Genomic DNA, 19,899 nt, shown 5'->3' with positions numbered 1-19,899 from the left:
CACCCAAGCTGCCGCCGAAGACGGTCGCGTCCTGGGAGAACACGCACACATCACGGCCATCGACCGTGCCGTAGCCGGTGACGACACCATCACCGAAGGGGCGATTGTCACCCAACCCGAAATTCTGTGATCGGTGCCGCGCCAACGCATCGAGCTCGACGAACGACCCCTCGTCGAGCAGGGCGGTGATCCGCTCCCGCGCAGTCAACTTGCCCTTCGCATGCACCCGCTCCACCGCCGCCTCACCCGACGGCATCTCCGCAGCCCCCAGACGTTTACGAAGATCGGCCAATTTACCCGCAGTGGTATGGATATCGGGTTCGGTTGTCGTCATGCAGATGTCCCCTACGTGTGTGTGGAAAGCAAGGTGCGGATGGTCAGTTGGTCGCGAGTGATCGGGCGATGACGAGACGCTGAATCTGGTTGGTGCCCTCGAAGATTTGCGTGATCTTGGCGTCGCGCATATAGCGCTCGACGCGGAAGTCTCGGGTGTAGCCGTACCCGCCGAACACCTGTACGGCGTCGGTCGTCACCTTCATGGCCGCATCGGTTGCGATCAGCTTGGCCACAGAAGCGTTGCGGGAGTATGGAAGTCCGGCATCCCGACGGCGAGCCGCGTCGAGATACGTCGCGCGTGCGGAGTCGACTGCGGCGGCCATGTCCGCCAGCACGAACCCCAGACCCTGATGGTCGATGATCTTCTTGCCGAACGCAGTGCGTTCCTGCGCGTACTTCACGGCATCGTCGAGCGCAGCTTGCGCGATTCCGACTGCGACAGCGGCGATTCCGAGCCTTCCGGCGTCCAGCGCACTGAAGGCGATCTGCAGTCCTTGGCCTTCCGCTCCGATGCGCCATTCGGTGGGAACGTGCACGTTGTCGTAGTGCGCCGACGTGGTCGGGATCGCATGCAACCCCATCTTCTCCTCCGGCTTGCCGAAGCTCAGGCCGTCGGTTCCGTCCGGAACGAGGAAACACGAGATCCCTTTGGAGCCTTCGCCGGTGCGGGCGAAGAGGTTGTAGAAGTCGGCCACTCCGCCGTGTGTGATCCACGCCTTCGAACCGTTGACCGTGTAGCCGCCCTCGATCGGGGTGGCCTTGCAACTCAATGCGGCAGCGTCCGAGCCGGCCTGCGCCTCGGACAGTGAGTACGCGCCGATCTGTGCACCACTGAGCATGCCGGGAAGCTTGTCGGCTTTCTGCTGATCGGTACCGAAAACCATCAGGGGGTGACAAGCCAGGCCGTGCACGCTCACCGCAACTGCAACGGCCGCCCAGCGCGATGCCAGTTCTTCGAGAACCTGGAGATAGACCTCGTACGGTTGTCCTCCCCCGCCCCACTCCTCCGCGTAGGGCAGGCTCAACAGGCCCGCCTCGCCGAGGGTGTCGAACACTCCGTCGGGGTACGCCTCACGCCGTTCGTGGTCGTCGACGATCGGGTCGAGCACCTTGTCCGCCACGTCACGGGTCAGCGCGATGAGGTCGCGCGCTTCGGCAGTGGGCAACAGGCGAGCGACGGGCACTAGAACCTCCGGGATGTTCGGCATCAGTACTGAAGAATGATCCGCAGTACTGATGCACAGTACTGCACAACACGATGCAGTACCATCCTGGATGTGAACGCACCCGTGACCTCGCACGCCACGGCTCGCCGTTCGGAATTGTTCGACCAACTCGTCAGCCTGTTCCTGGCCGAGGGTTTCGCTCACCTGACGCTCGACACCATCGCGGCCCGCCTCCGCTGCTCCAAATCCACCTTGTACACGCTGGCGTCGAGCAAGGATCAGCTGGTGGGCGGCGCAACCGTGCACTACTTCAAATCCATGACCACTCAGGTCGAGAATGCGGTCGCCGAGGTCGACGGAACCCGCAACCGCATCACCACATATCTCACCGCAGTCGGTGCCGCTCTGGAATCGGCGTCCGAACAATTCATGACCGATCTCGCGTCGCTCGAATCGGCGCGTTCGGTGTACGAACGCAACACCGCGATCGCGGCACGACGCGTGCAGGAACTGATCAGCGAGGGCGTAGCGAGCGGTGAGGTACGCGACGTCCATGCGGCATTCGTCGGCGACGTCGCATCCTCGGTCATGGTGCGCATTCAGACGCGCGAGGTGTTCCGCCTGACCGGTCTCAGCGACGGAGACGCCTACCTCGAGCTGGCGAAGTTGTTGACGGCGGGCATCGGGGCGTAGTGCCGGCACGGGGGAATGAATCGACCCCGAAGTGCGCTGAGTCCTACGAACGTAGTTGATCCTTCAACGAAAGAGCTCACGATGAAAAAGATCGGATTTCTGTCCTTCGGACACTGGTCACCGTCCCCGCAGTCGCAGACCCGATCGGCATCGGACGTGCTGCTGCAGTCGATCGACCTCGCGGTCGCCGCCGAGGAACTCGGAGCCGACGGCGCGTACTACCGCGTCCATCACTTCGCCAATCAGCTCTCGTCGCCGTTTCCGCTGCTCGCCGCCGTCGGAGCCAGGACGAGCACCATCGAAATCGGTACCGGCGTCATCGACATGCGGTACGAGAATCCCTTCTACATGGCCGAGGATTCCGGCTCTGCCGACCTCATCTCTGGCGGGCGGTTGCAACTCGGCGTGAGCCGGGGATCGCCCGAACAGGTCATCGAGGGGTACCGCCACTTCGGATACTCCCCCGCGGAGGGCTCCGACCATGCAGACATGGCTCGCGAGCACACCCGCATCTACCTCGATCTGTTGGAAGGCAAGGGCTTCGCTCAGCCGAACCCGCGGCCGATGTTCCCCAACCCGCCTGGCCTGCTGCGCCTCGAACCTCACGCACCGGGTCTGCGCCAACGAATCTGGTGGGGCGCAGGCACCCGCGAGACGGCCGAGTGGACGGCACGCCAGGGCATGAACTTGATGAGCTCCACACTTCTCAGCGAAGACACCGGGGTGCCCTTCCATCAGTTGCAAGCCGAGCAGATCGAACGTTTTCACAAGACGTGGAGCGACGCCGGCCACGACTTCACTCCGCGAACGTCCTTGAGCCGCAGCATCTTTCCGATCGTGAACGACCTGGATCGTGCCTACTTCGGACGGGAGGGCAGCGGCGACGACCAAGTCGGCTACCTCGACGGCGGCAAGGCCCGGTTCGGCAAGACCTACGCCGGTGAGCCAGATCGGCTCATCGAAGAACTCGCTGCAGACGAAGCCATCGCCGCGGCGGATACGCTGCTGCTCACCGTCCCGAACCAGTTGGGCGTGGAGTACTGCGCACACATTCTGGAGACACTGTTGCGCGACGTGGCCCCCGCACTGGGGTGGCGCTGATCACTCGGTGACCAGGCGCGATTGGTTTCGGCGGATACGGGAACTGGCAGCAGGTTCACCCACCCCCACCTGCCAGGAGTCCCCATGCTCAAACGCGACGTATCCGCACGCCTCGATGTAGACATCACCGCCGCCACCACACTCGAATTCCAGATCGCCGTCGCACCGCACCCCGGTACGACGGTCACCGAATCGCTCTCCTTCGTTCTCGACGGTAATCCCGTCGAGGCGAAGGAGGTCAGCGGACCGCACGGCAATCGGATTCACGTCATGCCCGCCGACGTCGGCAACTTGCAGGTCTCGTACGACGCCACCATCCTGGGCAACACCACTCCGGCTCCCGTCACCGACTACGACATGTCGCTCTACCTCCGGCCCAGTCGTTACGCAGAAGCCGACAAGTTCTACGGCTTCGCCGCAACGGAATTCGGCGACTACGCCGATTCCGAGGAACTGTTGGCCAAGATCTCCGCCTGGGTGGGTTCACGCCTGAATTACGTTCCGGGAAGCAGTGATCCGATCGACGGAGCCGTCGACACGCTGCTCGCAGGCCAGGGAGTGTGCCGCGATTACTCGCACTTGGTCGTCGCGATGCTGCGCGCTGTCAATGTTCCTGCCCGCCTCGTGGCCGTGTACGCGCCCGGGTGCGATCCGATGGATTTCCATGCCGTCGCCGAGGCGTTCGTCGGCGGCCAGTGGCGTGTCGTCGACGCCACGTGCCTGGCACCGCGGTCCACTCTGGTCCGAATCTCCGTGGGCAGGGACGCAGCGGACACGGCATTTCTGGACAACCACAAGGGTGCCATCACTCTGAACAGCTCCGTCGTCACAGCAGTGGTCGACGGCGAACTCCCACAGGACGACATCACGGAGCTCGTGTCTCTGACGTGACGATACGAGTGCACACCTGTGACACACATCACACAGGCACCGGCGTTTGTTTTCGCACCGAATAACCGACTAAGTATCCGTTACCAACGATCACAGCCACCCGAAAGGTGCACACCATGAGCTTCATCGACAAGGCCAAGAACGCAGCAGAGGACGCCATCGGCAAGGCGAAGGAAGTTGTCGGCGACGCAACGAACAACAAGGACCTCGAGGCCGAGGGCAAGAAGGATCAGGGTTCGGCCGGCGTCAAGAAGGTCGGCGAGAACATCAAGGACACCTTCAAGTAACCAGCAGCCCCGCATCGAGTGCCGCCGGTCACCGCGATCGGCGGCACTCGGCTTCTGCTCACCTCCCACCTCACAGAACGGAAACCCTCATGATTACAACATCGGACACCACAACCACCAAGCGCCGCGGCGGATTCGCCTCGAAGTTGGCCCTCCTCGTCACGGTCGTGCTCGTCGCGGCACTGGTCATCTTCGTGCTGCAGAACACCGTCCACAGCACGATCAACTTCCTCGGCTGGAACTTCGATCTCGGGCAGGGCGTCGCAATGCTCGGTGCAGCCGTCGTCGGAGCAATCATCGCGCTGACGGCAACAGCGGCATTCAAGGTTCGCCGGGCCGTCCGCTGACAACCTCGCCCACGACAGGATTTCTGGCATGATCCCGCTGCTGGCTCGCAAGTATCTCTACCGCTACCTCGTCGTCGCGATCGGCTTGCCGATTGCTGCCCGACTCCTCGTATTCGCCGGCGTCAGTCTCGAAAAACGCACGGGCAGAGCCAATGTCGTATCCAAGGCTTTGAAGTCTGCCGGCAGATTCGCGCAACGTCGAGCAGACAAGGCTCACAGCAAGAAGGAACGCGGGACGCAGCATTCCCTTCGCTAGGCCGGTCGACGACAGCGTCGACCGGTTGGCCCTGCCACGGCGGCTGCGATCAATGTCCCGCCGGGTCGGTCAGGGACTTGCCTTCCTGAGCCTTGACACGCTTGCGTTCCAACAGCACCAGGGTGATTCCGGCTGCGAGTAGGACCGGCGCGGCTACTGCCCCGATCCACACCCACCCGGTGAATCCGTAACCTGCCGCAGTGAGAGTGAGACCGAGGCTGACCAAAGCCACCCCGATGCAGATGTAGCCGGGCCAGTTACGCGTGTCGACGATCGCCTCACCCGCGTGCCCGCGAGTGGTCCGATCGTCGTCGCGTGCCCCGGCGTCGGCTTCGCTCGAGTTCTCGTCTGTCATGTGGATCCTCTCCGGATACGGACCGTCGGTCCCATTCGAGACAAACCGTCCACGTCGGCTGCCCGCTAGTCACCGGCGGTAAACCTGACGTCGGATCGGAAGATCAATCGTGCCAACTCACGGCAGAGAACGGAGCACGACTCGACAACCGGCCGACGATGCCGGCATGGGCGAAATCCTTCGCCGTGGCCACTGCGTCGAGCACGCCGGATCCCTTCGCCAACTCGGCTGTGATGGCAGCTGCAAACACGCATCCTGCGCCGGACACCCTCTCGTCGCCGATCTTCGGGGCGCGCAGGACGGTGAGGTCCTTCCCGTCGAACACCACGTCGACGGCTTCGTCTCCGGGTAGACCGGCACCACCTTTGACCACGACGTACTGCGGTCCGAGGTCGGCGATCCTCGTGGCCGCCTCACCGAGATCCTCGACGGTGTCGATGGAGTCCATTCCGGACAACGTCGTCGCCTCGAACAGGTTGGGTGTGATGACGGTGGCCAGCGGAAGAATGTCGCGACGAAGCGCATTGTCGGTGTCGAGAGCCGCACCGGGTTCCTGGCCCTTGCAGATCAGCACGGGGTCGACCACCACATGACGCCACGGCTGCAGGCGCAGTGATTCCGCAACGGTGGCGACGGTGGCAGGGGTGCCCAGCATGCCGATCTTGACGACATCGAGATCGTGAGCGGCGGTGGCGACTTCGATCTGATCGGCGATCACCGAACTGTCGATCGGCACGAAGCGGTGGCCCCATTCGGCCTTCGGATCGAAGGACACGATGCACGTGATGGTGCCGACCCCGTAGACCCCCAACCGCTCGAACGTCTTGAGATCTGCTTGCAGACCGGCCCCGCCGGTGGCTTCCGAACCTGCGATCACGTACGCGATTGTCGACATCGGCCCATTATGGCAACCGACGCCCCATACCGCGCCGGGTGGTCGAGAAGCCGCGTGCGCCGGGCCCGCTTCCCGCGTTGTGCCCCGGCTCAGTGGCAGGTAGCGTCACCGATATCCGAGTCGAGTCCAGGCCGGTCCCCCACTGCGCAACCGCCGGACGTGTGCCCCGAGAGCGGCGGCACACCAACGCTTTTCGTTCGGCGTAGCAGCGTACCGAGATGACGACGGAGGTCCGAGCGTGACGACGAAACGTGACACCACAGCTCGATGCGAGGACGTGTGGAACGTTCTTGCCGATGGCTGGTCCTACGCAATGTGGGTGGTCGGTGCATCCCGAATCAGAGCGGTCGACGCGGCGTGGCCTGCTCCCGGCAGTGTCATCCACCATTCGGTCGGGGCCTGGCCGCTCGTGCTCAGCGACGTGACGCGCTCGGTCGCCGTTCACGAGAACCGCGAATTACAGCTGGAAGCCCGGGCCATGCCGTTCGGACGCGCCTCCATCACCGTCCGGATGCACCCGACCGCAACCGGCTGCACGATCGAAATGATCGAGCACGCGAGCACACCGCCGTTCGAGCTCGTGCCCAACCGGGTTCAACATGCGCTGGCTCACCCCCGGAATTCCGAGGCACTGAGGCGTCTCGCGCTGTTGGCGGAGCGCGCATCGAACCCGTAGAACCTGCCGGGTCCGGCACGGCCCGCTCACCGAAACGTCTGTGCCGCAACGGAACGGCCGAACACGATTGAAGACCGAATGCAGCGGGCATGCGATTGACATGACTCTCCCACTTCGTCGATCGATTCGACCTGTCTCCAGCACCGGCCCCCGAAGCGGGAACCGGCACTGATGACGTCCGACCACAGTCCGAGCGTCCGCCCGGACGGCTCCGAGTCCGACGAGTCGTCGACGCCACTGCGCCGGGCGATCTCGGGCAAGTTGTTGTTCGTCTTCATTCTCGGTGACGTGCTGGGTGCCGGGATCTACGCTCTCGTCGGGGAAATCGCGGGTGAGGTCGGCGGAGCGATCTGGCTGCCGATGCTTCTTGCTCTCCTGATGGCGTTGCTCACTGCGGCGTCCTACGCCGAATTGGTGACCAAGTACCCGCGAGCAGGTGGGGCAGCTGTGTTCGCCCAGCGGGCATTCCGGCGACCGATAGTGTCGTTCCTCGTCGGATTCTCGATGCTCGCGGCAGGCGTGACGAGCGCCGGAGGTCTCGCGCTCGCCTTCTCGGGCGACTACCTCGCAGTGTTCCTCGACATGCCCGCGGTGCCTGCGGCGGTCGTCTTCCTACTTCTCGTCGGACTTCTCAATGCCCGCGGCATCACCGAATCTCTCCGGGCCAACCTCGGTATGACGGTGATCGAGGTGTCCGGTCTCGTCGTGATCATCGCCCTGGCCGGGCTCGTTCTGAGCCGCGGCGACGGCGCGCCGTCACGGGTGCTCGAATTCACCGACGACACCACGCCGACGCTGGCAGTACTGGGTGCAGCTCTGCTCGCCTTCTACTCGTTCGTCGGTTTCGAGACGTCGGCCAACATCGCCGAGGAGGTCGAGGATGTGCGGCGGGTGTATCCCCGGGCTCTGCTCGGAGCCGTCACGACTGCCGGTGTGGTCTACGTGCTGGTCGGTCTCGCAGTCTCGACGGTCGTACCCGCGGACACCCTGGCCCAGTCCACCGGTCCGCTGCTCGAGGTCGTCGACGCCGCCGACGCCGGAATCCCACCGTGGGTCTTCAGCCTCGTCGCCCTCGTGGCCGTCGCCAACGGTGCCTTGCTGACGATGATCATGGCGTCGAGATTGACCTTCGGCATGGCCCGCGACGGATTGCTTCCGGCCGCCCTGGCCAAGGTGCTGCCCGGCCGCCAGACTCCATGGGCGGCCATCGTGGCGACCACTGTGGTCGCAATGGTGTTGTGTACCACCGGCTCCGTGGCCGCACTCGCCGAAACGGTCGTGCTTCTTCTGTTGTTCGTCTTCACCAGTACCAACATTGCCGTGCTCGTGCTGCGTCGAGACCGATCCGACACCGACCACTTCCGAACGCCGACGGCGCTTCCCGTACTGGCGTTGATCACGTGTGCCGTGCTGCTCACTCAGCAGTCCGCGGCCACGTGGCTCCGCGCCGGGCTGCTGCTCGCAGTCGGAATCGCGCTGTACTACGTCGGTAGGGTTGTGAGCAACAAGACCGCGACCGAGCCCAGGAGCATCACCCGATGACCACCACAGAGGTCGACGCAGTCGTCATAGGTAGCGGTCACAACGGATTGGTCGCCGCCGCGGCGATGGCCGACGCGGGGTGGGACGTCGTGATTCTCGAGGCGGCCGAACTACCCGGCGGCGCCGTCCGCAGTGCCGAACTGGTTCCTGGATTCACCAGCGACCTGTTCAGCGCGTTCTATCCGCTGGCTGTGTCCTCGCCCGCCATGACAGCACTCGAGCTCGAGCGTCACGGACTGACGTGGTCTCACTCGCCGACGGTCTACGGCCACGCGCGATCCCCGGAGGACACCGACGCTCCGGTCGTCCATCACGACGTCGAGGCGACCGCTGCTCTGTTGCGTGAGCACGACGTACGCGACGGTGACACGTGGCTGCGCCTGTTCGAGCAGTGGGAACGTATTCGCACTCCCCTGCTCGGTTCGCTCTTCGGGCCGTTTCCACCGGTACTGCCGGCAGCACGATTGGCGCGCACTCTCGGCGTCTCCGAGACACTGCGCTTCGTCCGGTTCGCTGCGTTGCCTGCACGGGTGATGGCCCACGAGCTGTTCCGCAGCGAGGCCGCGCGGTGCCTGCTACTGGGCAATGCGATGCACGGCGACGTACCCACCGACGCGCCGGTGAGCGGAATGATGGGATATCTGCTGACGATGCTCGCGCAGGACGTCGGGTATCCGGCGCCCGTAGGTGGATCGTCGGCATTGACCGACGCGTTGATTTGCCGGGCCCAGGCCTCGGGTGCTGTGCTGACGTGCAGTCGACCCGTCGAGTCCATCGACGTGCGGGGCGGTCGTGCACGCGCCGTGCACACGACAGGTGGCGAGACGTTCCGCACTCGTCGAGCGATCGTTGCCGACGTGTCGGCCCCCGCGCTGTACGGGTCGTTGCTGCCCTTCGATGCGGTCCCGCGTCGCGTGCACGACGACCTACGTACGTTCGAGTGGGACACCCCGGTGGTCAAGCTCAACTACGCTCTCGACCGCAGAATACCTTGGCGCTCGGCATCTTTGGCCGACGCGGGCACCGTCCACCTCGGCGCGGACGACAACGGCCTGGTCCATTGGGCGGCCGATCTCACGACCGGGGTTCTCCCGCAGAGCCCGTTCATGTTGTTCGGCCAGATGACCACAGCGGACCGGTCCAGATCGCCCGAGGGCACCGAAAGCGCTTGGGCCTACACACATCTGCCGCGCGGCGTCGTCGACGACTCGGCCGCCGAGACCGTCGCCGACCGCGTCGATCAGGTGTTGGAACAGCACGCCCCGGGATTCGCCGATTCGGTGGTGGGACGGGTGGTGCAAAGACCGAGTGATCTGCACGGCGCCGATGCCAACCTGCACGGCGGTGCCGTCAACGGTGGTACCGCACAATTACAGCAGCAGTTGATCTTTCGTCCCACGCCAGGATTGGGGCGCGCGGAGACCCCGGTGGAAGGATTGTTCCTCGGGTCCGCGTCCGCCCACCCCGGGGGCGGAGTCCACGGTGCGGCCGGGGCCAACGCCGCTCGGGCCGCACTCGGCCAGCGAGGGGCGCGCGGATGGGCGCGAAAGAAAGTCACCAGTGCACTGATCGAATTCCTGACCCGATGACGGCGTTATCGAAACGAGATCTTTCGTTACCGACTCGAGATCGTCGACATCACCGTCCGACATCTCGCACTGGCATCGTTGACTACACAACAAACCAGCGAGCAGGCGGAGACACCAGCCGGCCGCGCACTTCTCCGGAAGAGGTCTCGACATGTCGATGAGCATTGCCACCATGGACAACGCCGTTCGCGACGACGAAGCCGAGTTCCGACTCGACACCATAGTCCGTTCCGACGGGAACAACATCCTGCGCGCCTTCGGTGAACTCGACGTGTCGACCCGGGCCGAGTTCGTCCACGGCCTCGATCGCCTGGCCGCCGTTTCCTCCGTGGTCACGATCGACTTGTCCGAGGTGTCGTTCGTCTACTCGGGAGTCGCGAATGCCATCGTCGACGCGACATACACCCACCCGGGCAAGATCGTCATCCACGCACCGGCCCGTTCGGTGCGCATGGTCCTCGACGTACTGGGTGCAGGCGACCTGTTCGTCGACGCGCCTGGATCGTGAATCGGACACGATGACAGGTAACCTCGGCCGTATGTCTGACGACCCGACCGGAGGACAGTTCGAGATCGTTTCGGATGTGCACGACGCGACAACCGTCATCACAGTCAGAGGCGAACTCGACCTGGATACCATCCCCCACTTGTCCGCCGCTGCGTTCCCTGCGGCCGACGCCGCGGAACGCGGACTGGTGGTCGACATGACCGATGTGAGCTTTCTGTCGTCGAGCGCCATCACCGTGTTGGTCCGGGTGTCCGACCGGCTGCCCGAATCGTCACGGATGGCACTGGTCGCCGTCGACGGGGTGGTCGTTCGCCCGGTTCAACTCAGCGGAATCGACCGGGTGATGGCCACGTTCACCACCGTTCCCGAGGCTGTGGCGCACGTGCAGTCGAGCGCGGTCGACAGTGAGGGTGGCCGATGACGTCCCACTCACAGCCCGCCAGTCGGTGGAGTCACACTGCGACCGCTGAGGCTGCTGCTGCCAGCGCCGCTCGGCGCCGACTCCAGGGTTGGGCGCTCGACCTGGGAGTGCATCGGACTCTCGTGGACGACATCGCTCTCGGGGCCTACGAAGCCCTGGCCAACGTCGTCGAACACGCCTACAGCTCCGCGCCCGAACCGGGGACGATGACGATCACGGCAGCGTACGAACGCGAGACACTGACCGTCACCGTCTCGGACACCGGCACGTGGCGTCCGCCGGCACCGACGACCACACGAAGCCACGGGCTTCAGCTCGCCGAGGCAGTGTCCGACGACCTCACCGTCGACCACCGTCCAGGTCTGGGCACCGTGGTCACCGCAGTGTGGCGGAACCCAGTCACGGCCGAATCAACCGGCCGCCCCTCGTAATCTTGGTAGGAGAAGCCATGACCGCCTCGGCTGCCGAACTACTCGACTCCGCACCGTGCGGGGTTTTTTCGATCGACGTTGCGTCCGGCGACATCCTTTACGCCAACGCGGCGGCCGCTCGCATCACGGCACTGAGTCGGGACGATCTGGTCGGCACCGCAGTCACGGATCTTTTCAGCCCCGAGTTCGCACCGGTTTTGCGCGAACTGCTCGCGGCAGCCACGTCGTCCGACTCCGACTCGCCCATCGGAGTGACGGCGCAACTCACCGGCGCACCCGCATCGGGCTCGCAGACGGCGGTGTCGATGCTCGCCAACAGTTTGCGAGCGGTGTCCGGTGCGACGACGGTGACCATGACACTCCACAACGAGACCGAGCGCCGAGTCCGCGAGCAGCACCTGATGGATGCGCGAATGTATGCCGAGGCAGCTCAGGACGACGCCGAAGCAGCTCTCGACCGATCTCAGGATGCATTGGGCGCGTCGGAAGAAGCCCGCAAGTTGGCGGAAGCCGAGAAGACTCAGGTACAGATTCTGGCCTCGACTCTGCAACGCACACTGTTGCCGCCGATCCTGTCCGCGCCGACGGGCATGCAGGTGGCGGCCCACTACCACCCCGCGTCCATCGACGAAGTGGGCGGCGACTTCTACGACGTGTTTCCCCTCGACAACGCGACGTGGGGTTTCTTCCTCGGCGACGTGAGCGGGAAAGGAGCGGGCGCGGCTGCCGTCACGTCCCTGACTCGATACACGCTGCGGGCCGCAGCGGTCTTCGATCGGGATCCGATCGCCGTACTCGAGAACCTCAACACGGTGCTCCACCACGAGTTTCACGGCGACGATCCGCGATTCTGCACCGTGGTCTTCGGTACCGTCGCGCCGGGACCCGAAGGCGCCGTGGTGCACCTCGCCAGCGGTGGCCACCCGCCGGCTCTTCGTATCGCGCACGACGGCGTCGTCGAATTCGTGGACACCACCGGCGGGCAGTTGGTCGGAGCCCTCACCGAACCGCACTTCGCCTCGGCGACGGTGACGATGCAGCCCGGTGACGTGTTGGCGTTCTACACCGACGGGCTGACCGAGGCGATCGTCGGCCCGGGCCGAACTCGCTTCGACGACGACGGCAGTCTGCACGCATTCGCCGCCGAACGAGGCCGGACCTCCGCGGCGAAGATCGTCGACGATCTGACCGCGTTGTTGGCCTCGTTCGGCGACGGACTTCAGGACGACGTGGCGTTGCTCGCCTTCGAGGTTCCCCCGATCGATACCGGTTCCGGCTCGGATCCGACCGGCTCGTAGTCCTTCGACTCCTCGATCGCCTCCAACGGCGGTACCTCCTCACCGTCGAGCACTCTGCGCATTCGCTCTTTGTCGAGTTGGCCCTCCCAGTTCGCCACGACGAATGTCGCGACGCAGTTGCCGAGAAGGTTCACCGATACTCGCATGGAGTCCATGATCCGGTCGGCACCGAGCAGCAACGCCACGGCCGCAACCGGGATGGACCCGTGCCCGATGGCCGCAACGGTCGCCGACAATGCGAGGAACGACGAACCCGGTACTCCGGCCATGCCTTTGGAGGTCAGCATCAGGATCAACACCGCAGCGATCTGCTCTCCGAGTGTCAGGTCGACGCCGAGAGCCTGCGCGAGAAAGAGAATGCAGATCGACAGATAGAGGGTTGCTCCGTCGAGGTTGAACGAATATCCCGTCGGAACCACCAGACCGGTGGTTGTGCGGGAGCAGCCTGCCTCGGTCAGCTTCACCATGATGCGTGGCAGTACCACCTCCGTCGATGCCGTTCCGAGGGCAAGGAACAACTCGTCCTTGATGTACCGCAAGAACTTCCAGAGATTGACTCCGGCGAAGTACCGCGCGACGGCCGCGAGAACGAGAATGAACAACACGGCAGCCAGATAGCAGCACGCGATCAGCTTCCCGTAGCTACCGAGTGACGAAATGCCGTATTGGCCGACGATGTACGCCATCGCCCCGAAGGCACCGAGGGGTGCCAGGCGCATGATCCAACCGATGATGGTGAAGAAGATGTGGCTGATGTGATCGACGAGTTCCAGCACGATCGGCGGGCCCTTCTCACCGAACTTCGCCAAGGCCAAACCGAACAGCACGGCGAAGAACAACACCTGCAGTAGCGCGTTCTCCGCGAATGCCGACACCACGGAGGTCGGAATGATGTTCAGCAAGAAGTCCACGGTGTGCGGCAACTCGCCGCTGCCGGTCTTCTTGTCGACAGCCTCGGCACCGGTGGCCAAGGTCTGCGGATCGATGGAGAACCCGGAGCCCGGCTTGACGATGTTGCCGACCACCAGGCCGAACACGAGTGCGAACGTCGTGATCAGCTCGAAGTAGACCAGGGCCTTCACGCCGATGCGGCCGACGGACTTGAGGTCGCCCACATGGGCGATGCCGATGACGACGGTGCAGAAGATGATCGGAGCGATCAGCATCTTGATGAGCTTGATGAAACCGTCGGCCAATGGTTTGAGATCCGCCCCCAGGCCCGGCCACAGCCACCCGATCGCGATGCCTCCCACTATGCCGATCAGCAACTGCACGAAAAGCGATGCATACCAAGGCTTTCGGCGTACGCCGGGTTCGGCCTCGGTGTCCGTGGCGTTCGGTTGTTCTGTCATGCGCTCACCGTTCGATCGAGTTTTCCGTCGTGCCACGCGACATCTCCGTCGCGTCGCACGATGTTTCGGCGCGATCATCGTGCGGGAGGAATGTTTCGTCGATGTTGACGGTGATGGTCGATGGTGAAACCAGTCGATTCGATCGGCAGGTCGAGTTACACGTGCGCCCCGAGGCCGGGCTCGAATCGGATCGACGGACTGTTGTTCGGTCCATCGAGGGTCACATGGGCACGCACGCGGTACACCCGCGCGATCAGCTCCTCGGTGAGTACATCGGCGGGTGCGCCTGCTGCCACCACCCGGCCTTCGGACAACACCACGAGTTGCGTGCAGAACATCGCCGCCAGGTTCAGATCGTGCAGTGCGATGACGCTCGTGATGGGTAACCGTGCGACCAGCGCCAGCAATTCGAGCTGATGGTGGATGTCGAGATGGTTGGTCGGCTCGTCGAGCAACAGCTCCCGCGGCTCCTGCGCCAGGGCGCGCGCGATCTGCGCGCGCTGCCGCTCTCCGCCGGACAGCTGATGCCACAGGCAATGGGCCTTTCCTGCCAGACCCGTGTGCCGCAGTGCAGAATCCACTGCCGCCGCATCCGCGGCTGCATCTCCGCCGAACGCTCCTCGATGGGGAATGCGTCCGAGCCGGACGACGTCGGCGACGGTGATGTCGAAGTCCGTGTCGGCGTGCTGACTCACCACGGCCACGATCTTTGCGACGTCCTTGCGCCGCATCGCGGACAGCTCTGTCCCGTCGAGGGTCACCACACCCGACGTCGGCCTGACGGCACCGTTCATCAGGTGCAGCAGCGAGGACTTGCCGGATCCGTTGGGCCCGAGCAGCCCGACGGTATCGCCCGGGCCGGGCTCGAGGGACACCCCGTCGACGACCAGCGCACCGCCGCGGCGCCACGTGACATCGGTTGCCGACAGTGTCATGACGCCTTCTTCCGTCTGGACAGGATGGCGATGAATGCCGGGACGCCCACCAGCGCGGTGCCCACACCGACCGGCAGTGGCGTCGGCGCGAACGCGACGCGCGACACCGCATCCACCCAGACCATGAAGACCGCCCCGATCAGAGCCGTGACCGGAACGAGCCGACCGTGCCTCGAGCCGACGAGGAACCGCGCTGCATGCGGCAACACGAGCCCGAGGAATCCGATCGCCCCTGCAACACTCACCAAGGTGGCTGTGATGAGGGCGGTCACGACGAGAAGCGCGATGCGCGCCTTGCGTACCGGGATGCCCAGTGAGGACGCGACCTCGTTGCCGAACGAGAACGCGTCGAGCACGAACGCGTAGTAGAAGCAGACGGCGGTCCCGACCGCGACGACTGCGGCGCACAGAATCACGTCGTCCCACCGAACGCCCTCGAGCGAGCCCAGCAGCCAGAACATGACACCGCGGGTCTCGTCGGAATCGGCGAACGCGAAGATCACCAACGACGTCAATGCCGAGAACAACTGGGTCGACGCCACTCCGGCCAGAATCACGCGGTCGTTGTTGCCGCCGGAGAGTTGAGCGAGCAGCAGCACCAATCCGAATGCCACCAGTGCCCCGATGAACGCGCCACCGGACAGTCCGAGGGCGGCCCCGCCGATTCCCAGGATTCCGACCAGCACCGCTCCCGTCGACGCGCCGGAACTGATGCCGAGCACGAACGGGTCGGCGAGCGGATTGCGGAGCAGCGACTGCATGATGACCCCGCAGATCCCGAGGCCGCTGCCGCATGCAGCTGCCACGAGGCTGCGTGGGAGACGCTCTTCCCACACGATCGCGTTCTTGGACACCCTGACGGGGATGTCCGCCAGTCCCAGGTGGTTGAGCACGACGTCACGCACATTGACCAGCGAGATCTGCGCCGGTCCGAGCGTCATCGCGATTGCCACGGATACGACCAGAAGGAGAACTCCGCCGATCATGACGGCGGGCAGGCCGATCTGTCGTTTCGCCGAGACGCTCGGCTCGGCCGTGGTGGCGCTCAGGACCGAGGGCCGATCTGATTCAGGCCTGCGGTCAGCTTCTCGACGGCGTCGACCAGACGGATGGAGGGGTTCATCTCTGCGCCGTGCAGCGAGATGTACCGCTTGTTCTTCACCGCGTCCATCGTGCTGGTGACCGGGTCCGATTCGAGGAACGCAATCTTGTCCTCCAGCTTGTCCCCGGGGAAGCGATTACGGAGTAGGTCTCCGAGCACCAGCACGGACGGATCGCGGTCCACCACTGTTTCCCACCCGACTGCTTCCCAGTCGTCCTGCAGATCGGAGTAGACGTTGCTGGCACCGACCTGATCGGCGAGGAGGGCAGGCGCACCCGAGCGGCCGGCGAAGTACGGGCTCCTGGTGTCTGCGAACCAGAACGCGATGCTCTCACCGGTCTTGTCGTTGCCCGATGTGGCCGCGTCCAGCCGGCCTTGCAGTTCGCTGATCAAGCCCTCACCGCGTTCCTGGACGTCGAACACCTCGGCCGTTTCGCGAATGGTCTGGTAGAGCGCGTCCATGGTCAACGGGGTCGTCCGGGGATTGCCACCGTTGACGCTCAGGCCGTTGTCGCAGTCGGTGGGTGCGAGATAGGTTTCGATGTTCGATTCGGCGAAGCGGCTACGGTCTGCGACACCGCCCTGCTTGTAATGGCGGCCGAACGACGCGGTCACGAAATCCGGGTCGGTGTCGAGCACCACCTCGTAGGTAGGCGCGTTGTCCGCCAACCGTGGAACGGATGCGTTCGCCTCGGCGAGATTCTCGCGGATCGGATCCGTCCACGACGCTGTCCCGACCATGCGATCCTGCAGACCGAGCGACAGCAGGATCTCGGTGGAGTCCTGATCGAGAGACACCACTCGCTGCGGCGGGGCGTCGACGGTCACCGACTGGCCACAGTTGTCGAGGACGAGAGGGTAGACGGTCTTGCCGTCGCCGCCGGTGGCCGCGGTCTGCGACACCTCCTCGGACTCACCGCATGCGGTGATCAGACCTGCTGCAAGAACCAGCGACGAGAGGGCAGCGACGCGCCTCGTACCTTTTTTCACGGGGTGACCGAACTTTCTCGACGTACTGAGCGGGAGGACGAACAAGAGGAGAGGATACCCTGCCCTATCTTGCTCGCTGACCGCCACGTATTTCGGTCGATCCCGTTCGGTGCCTCAGACCATGTCCGCCCAGGGGTCCGCGCGCCGCCACAGTGTCGGCAACTGAAGGTCGACCCCATCTCTGCGTGCACAAGCGGTCAACACGTCGAGCGAGGTGCGCATGTCGTCGAAGGCATAGGGCAGCGGCCGCAACGGCCTGTCGAGGGGCCGGAAGAAGTCGTCCCAATGCGTCAGCACGACGCGCCGCGCCCCCACCGACACCACCGTCTCCCGCCAATACTCTTCGATGTACTCACGTTCCCGGCGCCCCAGCTGACCGATGGACAGGTACACCACCGCGGCGGAAAGGCCGTCGAGCATGCCCGCTCGGAACCCGGCACTGCTGTGGACGAGAGCCCGTCTGCCGCTCGGACGGTGTTCGACTGCCATCGACCACGCCTCACCGCACCGGAACGCTCGCACCCGAGCGGGCTGCCGCAGTGGCCGATCGATCGTTCCGTGAGCTCGGTCCGGAAACGAGTGAACCGACTCGACGAACGTGACGGTGAAATGACCCAGCTCGACCGCGGAACCGTCGGCGACGACGGTGATGCGACCCTCGGGCATCTGCGCGCCCCGCCCGATCTGTGCCGTCGAGGAACCACCGACCAGGGCCGCGCCGGTGCGCAGCGCCACCGCTGCCGAGTCGAGGGCATGATCGAAATGAGAATGGGCGCACACCACCGCGTCGAGCGCCCCGATACCGGCTCTACTCAACGCACTGTCGATTCTCGGGCCGTCCGAACGTAGCCGCAGCAGAAGGGTTTTCGGCAGGGACGGACGCGAGAAGAAGCCGTCGGTCAGGATCGCGGACTCGCCGTCGTCGAACAGCACTGTGCTCACTCCGAGAAACGAGACCGACACCGGGGAACGGGGATTCGCCGATGCCGTGGTGGCGATCTCGGCCGCATCGGGCACTGCGGGTCTACCGAGCGAACGCGGCACTCTCACGCCTGCGCCGCCAGGGCCCGCCCTGCCTGTCGCCCACCGAAGATGCATCCACCGAGGAAGGTTCCTTCCAAAGATCGGTAGCCGTGCACACCGCCGCCGCCGAATCCGGCGATCTCGCCGGCAGCCCACAGCCCCTCGACGGCATTGCCCATCGAATCGAGAACGCGACCGTCGAGATCGGTTTGGATGCCGCCCAGTGTCTTTCGGGTGATGATGTTCAACCGCACTGCGATCAACGGACCCGATTTGGGATCGAGAATCTTGTGAAGCGCAGCGGTACGCGCGATGCGTTCACCGCGCGAGCGCCGAGAATTGTGGATCGCAGAGATCTGCAGATCCTTGGTGAAAGGATTGTCCACCTCACGGTCTCGCGACTCTATCTGCCGCCTGAGGTCGACACCGTCGATCAGGTCCTCGCCCGTGATTCGGTTCATTCCACGGACCAATTCTTCGAGAGAATCGGCGACGACGAAGTCCTCGCCGTTCTTCTTGAATGCCTCGACCGGTTCGCTGGCACCGGGCAATACCCGCCCGAGAACGAGCTTGAGGTTCTTGCCGGTGATGTCCGGATTCTGTTCCGACCCGGACAGCGCGAATTCCTTCTCGATGATCTTCTGGGTCAGTACGAACCACGAGTACTCGAAACCGCTGTCCTGGATCGCTTTCAGCGTTCCCAGCGTATCGAATCCGGGGAAGTTCGGAACCGGAAACCGTTGCCCGCGTGCGTCGAACCACATCGACGACGGGCCTGGAATGATTCTGATGCCGTGGTTCTTCCAGATCGGATTCCAGTTCTTGATGCCTTCGGTGTAGTGCCACATGCGGTCCTTGTTGACCAGCCGGCCGCCGGCCTTCTCGGTGATGCCGAGCATCCGTCCGTCGACGTGTTCGGGCACCCCGGAGATCAACGACTCCGGCGGCGTCCCGAGCCGCGCCGGCCAATTCTCGCGCACCAGATCGTGATTGGCTCCGATTCCTCCTGCCGTCACCAACACGGCTCCGGCGCGAAGTTCGAACTCACCCACTTCGACGCGGGTACTTCCGGCCCCTCGCTCCGCTGCACTGGCTTCGAGCATCGCACCGCGAACTCCGACCACCGCTCCCCCGTCGACGACGAATCCGTCGACCCGATGCCGAAAACCGAAGCGCACCAGTCCTTTGTCGGCAGCCTCACGTACGCGTCGCTCGAACGGCGCGACGACACCCGGCCCGGTGCCCCACGTCAGGTGGAATCGTGGGACAGAGTTTCCGTGCCCCTCGGCCAGGTAGCCGCCGCGTTCGGCCCATCCGACGATGGGGACCCATCGCATTCCCTGAGCGTGGAGCCACGACCGCTTCTCACCTGCCGCGAAATTGAGGTATGCCCTGGCCCACCGATGGCCCCAGTAGTCCTCCCCTGCGGGGTCGTCGATGCCGCGATCGAACGTCGCTGTGCCGAGCCAGTCCTGCCACGCCAGCTCCGCCGAATCCTTGATGCCCATTCGGCGCTGTTCGGGCGTGTCGACCATGAACAGTCCGCCGAGGGACCAGAACGCCTGACCACCCAGGTTCTGCTCGGGTTCCTGGTCGAGGAGCAGTACGCGCTTTCCCGCGTCGGCCAATTCGGCGGTTGCCACCAGTCCGGCCAAGCCGGCCCCCACCACGATCACGTCTGCGTCCATTGCCCCACTCTTCTGCT

23 protein-coding genes are annotated in these 19,899 nt (G+C 64.6%); 13 read left to right on the top strand and 10 right to left on the bottom strand.

Annotated features, from left to right (window positions below):
- Together E4P29_RS16330 and E4P29_RS16325 are read right to left on the bottom strand one after the other, a co-directional pair.
- Positions 1–334: carboxyl transferase domain-containing protein (locus tag E4P29_RS16330; protein ID WP_280634549.1), on the bottom strand; the 334-nt coding region annotated here is incomplete at its 3' end.
- A gap of 43 nt (positions 335–377) precedes the next feature.
- A complete protein-coding gene (locus E4P29_RS16325; protein ID WP_135046283.1) occupies positions 378–1,520 on the bottom strand; it encodes an acyl-CoA dehydrogenase family protein in 1,143 nt (380 codons plus the stop codon).
- Positions 1,521–1,613: 93 nt separating this feature from the next.
- Between E4P29_RS16325 and E4P29_RS16320 the strand changes: the two genes are divergently transcribed.
- From E4P29_RS16320 to E4P29_RS16295, 6 genes are all read left to right on the top strand, one after another.
- Entirely contained in the window at positions 1,614–2,195 is a 582-nt protein-coding gene (locus E4P29_RS16320; protein ID WP_230074079.1) for a TetR/AcrR family transcriptional regulator, read from the top strand.
- A gap of 81 nt (positions 2,196–2,276) precedes the next feature.
- Positions 2,277–3,296: an LLM class flavin-dependent oxidoreductase gene (locus tag E4P29_RS16315; protein WP_135046257.1), complete on the top strand. Its 1,020-nt coding sequence runs from the start codon at positions 2,277–2,279 to the stop codon at positions 3,294–3,296.
- 84 nt (positions 3,297–3,380) lie between these two features.
- The gene (locus tag E4P29_RS16310) at positions 3,381–4,187 is read left to right on the top strand and encodes a transglutaminase family protein (protein WP_135046256.1); all 807 of its coding nucleotides are present in this window, start codon (positions 3,381–3,383) and stop codon (positions 4,185–4,187) included.
- A gap of 116 nt (positions 4,188–4,303) precedes the next feature.
- On the top strand, positions 4,304–4,474 hold the full coding sequence (locus E4P29_RS16305) for a CsbD family protein (protein WP_027495724.1): 171 nt from the start codon (positions 4,304–4,306) through the stop codon (positions 4,472–4,474).
- 89 nt (positions 4,475–4,563) lie between these two features.
- A complete protein-coding gene (locus tag E4P29_RS16300; protein WP_209205430.1) occupies positions 4,564–4,821 on the top strand; it encodes a lipopolysaccharide assembly protein LapA domain-containing protein in 258 nt (85 codons plus the stop codon).
- 28 nt (positions 4,822–4,849) lie between these two features.
- The gene (locus E4P29_RS16295; protein ID WP_135046255.1) at positions 4,850–5,077 is read left to right on the top strand and encodes a hypothetical protein; all 228 of its coding nucleotides are present in this window, start codon (positions 4,850–4,852) and stop codon (positions 5,075–5,077) included.
- Positions 5,078–5,126: 49 nt separating this feature from the next.
- On the opposite strand, the gene E4P29_RS16290 is transcribed toward E4P29_RS16295, so the two are convergent.
- Positions 5,127–5,432: a hypothetical protein gene (locus tag E4P29_RS16290; protein WP_135046254.1), complete on the bottom strand. Its 306-nt coding sequence runs from the start codon at positions 5,430–5,432 to the stop codon at positions 5,127–5,129.
- A gap of 103 nt (positions 5,433–5,535) precedes the next feature.
- Positions 5,536–6,327 carry a bifunctional hydroxymethylpyrimidine kinase/phosphomethylpyrimidine kinase gene (thiD, locus tag E4P29_RS16285; protein ID WP_135046253.1) on the bottom strand — a complete coding sequence of 264 codons (792 nt, stop codon included), beginning with the start codon at positions 6,325–6,327 and terminating at the stop codon, positions 5,536–5,538.
- Positions 6,328–6,565: 238 nt separating this feature from the next.
- Between thiD and E4P29_RS16280 the strand changes: the two genes are divergently transcribed.
- From E4P29_RS16280 to E4P29_RS16250, 7 genes are all read left to right on the top strand, one after another.
- On the top strand, positions 6,566–7,003 hold the full coding sequence (locus E4P29_RS16280; protein ID WP_135046252.1) for an SRPBCC family protein: 438 nt from the start codon (positions 6,566–6,568) through the stop codon (positions 7,001–7,003).
- A gap of 171 nt (positions 7,004–7,174) precedes the next feature.
- The gene (locus tag E4P29_RS16275) at positions 7,175–8,545 is read left to right on the top strand and encodes an APC family permease (RefSeq protein ID WP_135046251.1); all 1,371 of its coding nucleotides are present in this window, start codon (positions 7,175–7,177) and stop codon (positions 8,543–8,545) included.
- Complete coding sequence (locus E4P29_RS16270; protein WP_135046250.1) at positions 8,542–10,134, top strand: NAD(P)/FAD-dependent oxidoreductase; 1,593 nt, start codon at positions 8,542–8,544, stop codon at positions 10,132–10,134. The genes E4P29_RS16275 and E4P29_RS16270 overlap by 4 nt, the downstream gene beginning before the upstream one ends.
- A gap of 157 nt (positions 10,135–10,291) precedes the next feature.
- A complete protein-coding gene (locus E4P29_RS16265; RefSeq protein ID WP_135046249.1) occupies positions 10,292–10,642 on the top strand; it encodes an STAS domain-containing protein in 351 nt (116 codons plus the stop codon).
- Between the two features lie 31 nt (positions 10,643–10,673).
- The gene (locus tag E4P29_RS16260; RefSeq protein WP_027496186.1) at positions 10,674–11,063 is read left to right on the top strand and encodes an STAS domain-containing protein; all 390 of its coding nucleotides are present in this window, start codon (positions 10,674–10,676) and stop codon (positions 11,061–11,063) included.
- On the top strand, positions 11,060–11,494 hold the full coding sequence (locus tag E4P29_RS16255; RefSeq protein WP_032368860.1) for an ATP-binding protein: 435 nt from the start codon (positions 11,060–11,062) through the stop codon (positions 11,492–11,494). Before E4P29_RS16260 ends, E4P29_RS16255 begins: the two co-directional genes overlap by 4 nt.
- 17 nt (positions 11,495–11,511) lie before the next feature.
- On the top strand, positions 11,512–12,792 hold the full coding sequence (locus E4P29_RS16250) for a SpoIIE family protein phosphatase (protein ID WP_135046248.1): 1,281 nt from the start codon (positions 11,512–11,514) through the stop codon (positions 12,790–12,792).
- Here E4P29_RS16250 and dctA read toward each other — a convergent pair.
- The 6 genes from dctA to E4P29_RS16220 form a co-directional block, all read right to left on the bottom strand.
- Positions 12,714–14,144 (bottom strand): C4-dicarboxylate transporter DctA, encoded by a 1,431-nt coding sequence (dctA, locus tag E4P29_RS16245; RefSeq protein WP_135046247.1) that lies wholly within the window; start codon positions 14,142–14,144, stop codon positions 12,714–12,716. The two genes, E4P29_RS16250 and dctA, sit on opposite strands and share 79 nt — an antisense overlap.
- A gap of 155 nt (positions 14,145–14,299) precedes the next feature.
- The gene (locus E4P29_RS16240) at positions 14,300–15,079 is read right to left on the bottom strand and encodes an ABC transporter ATP-binding protein (protein ID WP_027496184.1); all 780 of its coding nucleotides are present in this window, start codon (positions 15,077–15,079) and stop codon (positions 14,300–14,302) included.
- Positions 15,076–16,065 (bottom strand): iron chelate uptake ABC transporter family permease subunit, encoded by a 990-nt coding sequence (locus E4P29_RS16235; RefSeq protein ID WP_135046246.1) that lies wholly within the window; start codon positions 16,063–16,065, stop codon positions 15,076–15,078. Before E4P29_RS16235 ends, E4P29_RS16240 begins: the two co-directional genes overlap by 4 nt.
- 59 nt (positions 16,066–16,124) lie before the next feature.
- Positions 16,125–17,171, bottom strand: a complete 1,047-nt coding sequence (locus E4P29_RS16230) for an ABC transporter substrate-binding protein (RefSeq protein WP_135046245.1) — start codon at positions 17,169–17,171, stop codon at positions 16,125–16,127.
- Positions 17,172–17,285: 114 nt separating this feature from the next.
- Positions 17,286–18,215, bottom strand: coding sequence for an MBL fold metallo-hydrolase (locus E4P29_RS16225; protein ID WP_245154360.1), 930 nt, complete (start codon positions 18,213–18,215; stop codon positions 17,286–17,288).
- A 2-nt stretch (positions 18,216–18,217) separates the two neighbouring features.
- A complete protein-coding gene (locus E4P29_RS16220) occupies positions 18,218–19,882 on the bottom strand; it encodes an FAD-binding dehydrogenase (protein WP_135046243.1) in 1,665 nt (554 codons plus the stop codon).
- Positions 19,883–19,899 lie beyond the last annotated feature (17 nt).

Origin of the sequence: Rhodococcus sp. 1R11, from assembly GCF_004563845.1 — a bacterium.
Lineage (GTDB): Bacteria > Actinomycetota > Actinomycetes > Mycobacteriales > Mycobacteriaceae > Rhodococcoides.
This window is presented reverse-complemented; position numbering and strand designations above follow the sequence as displayed.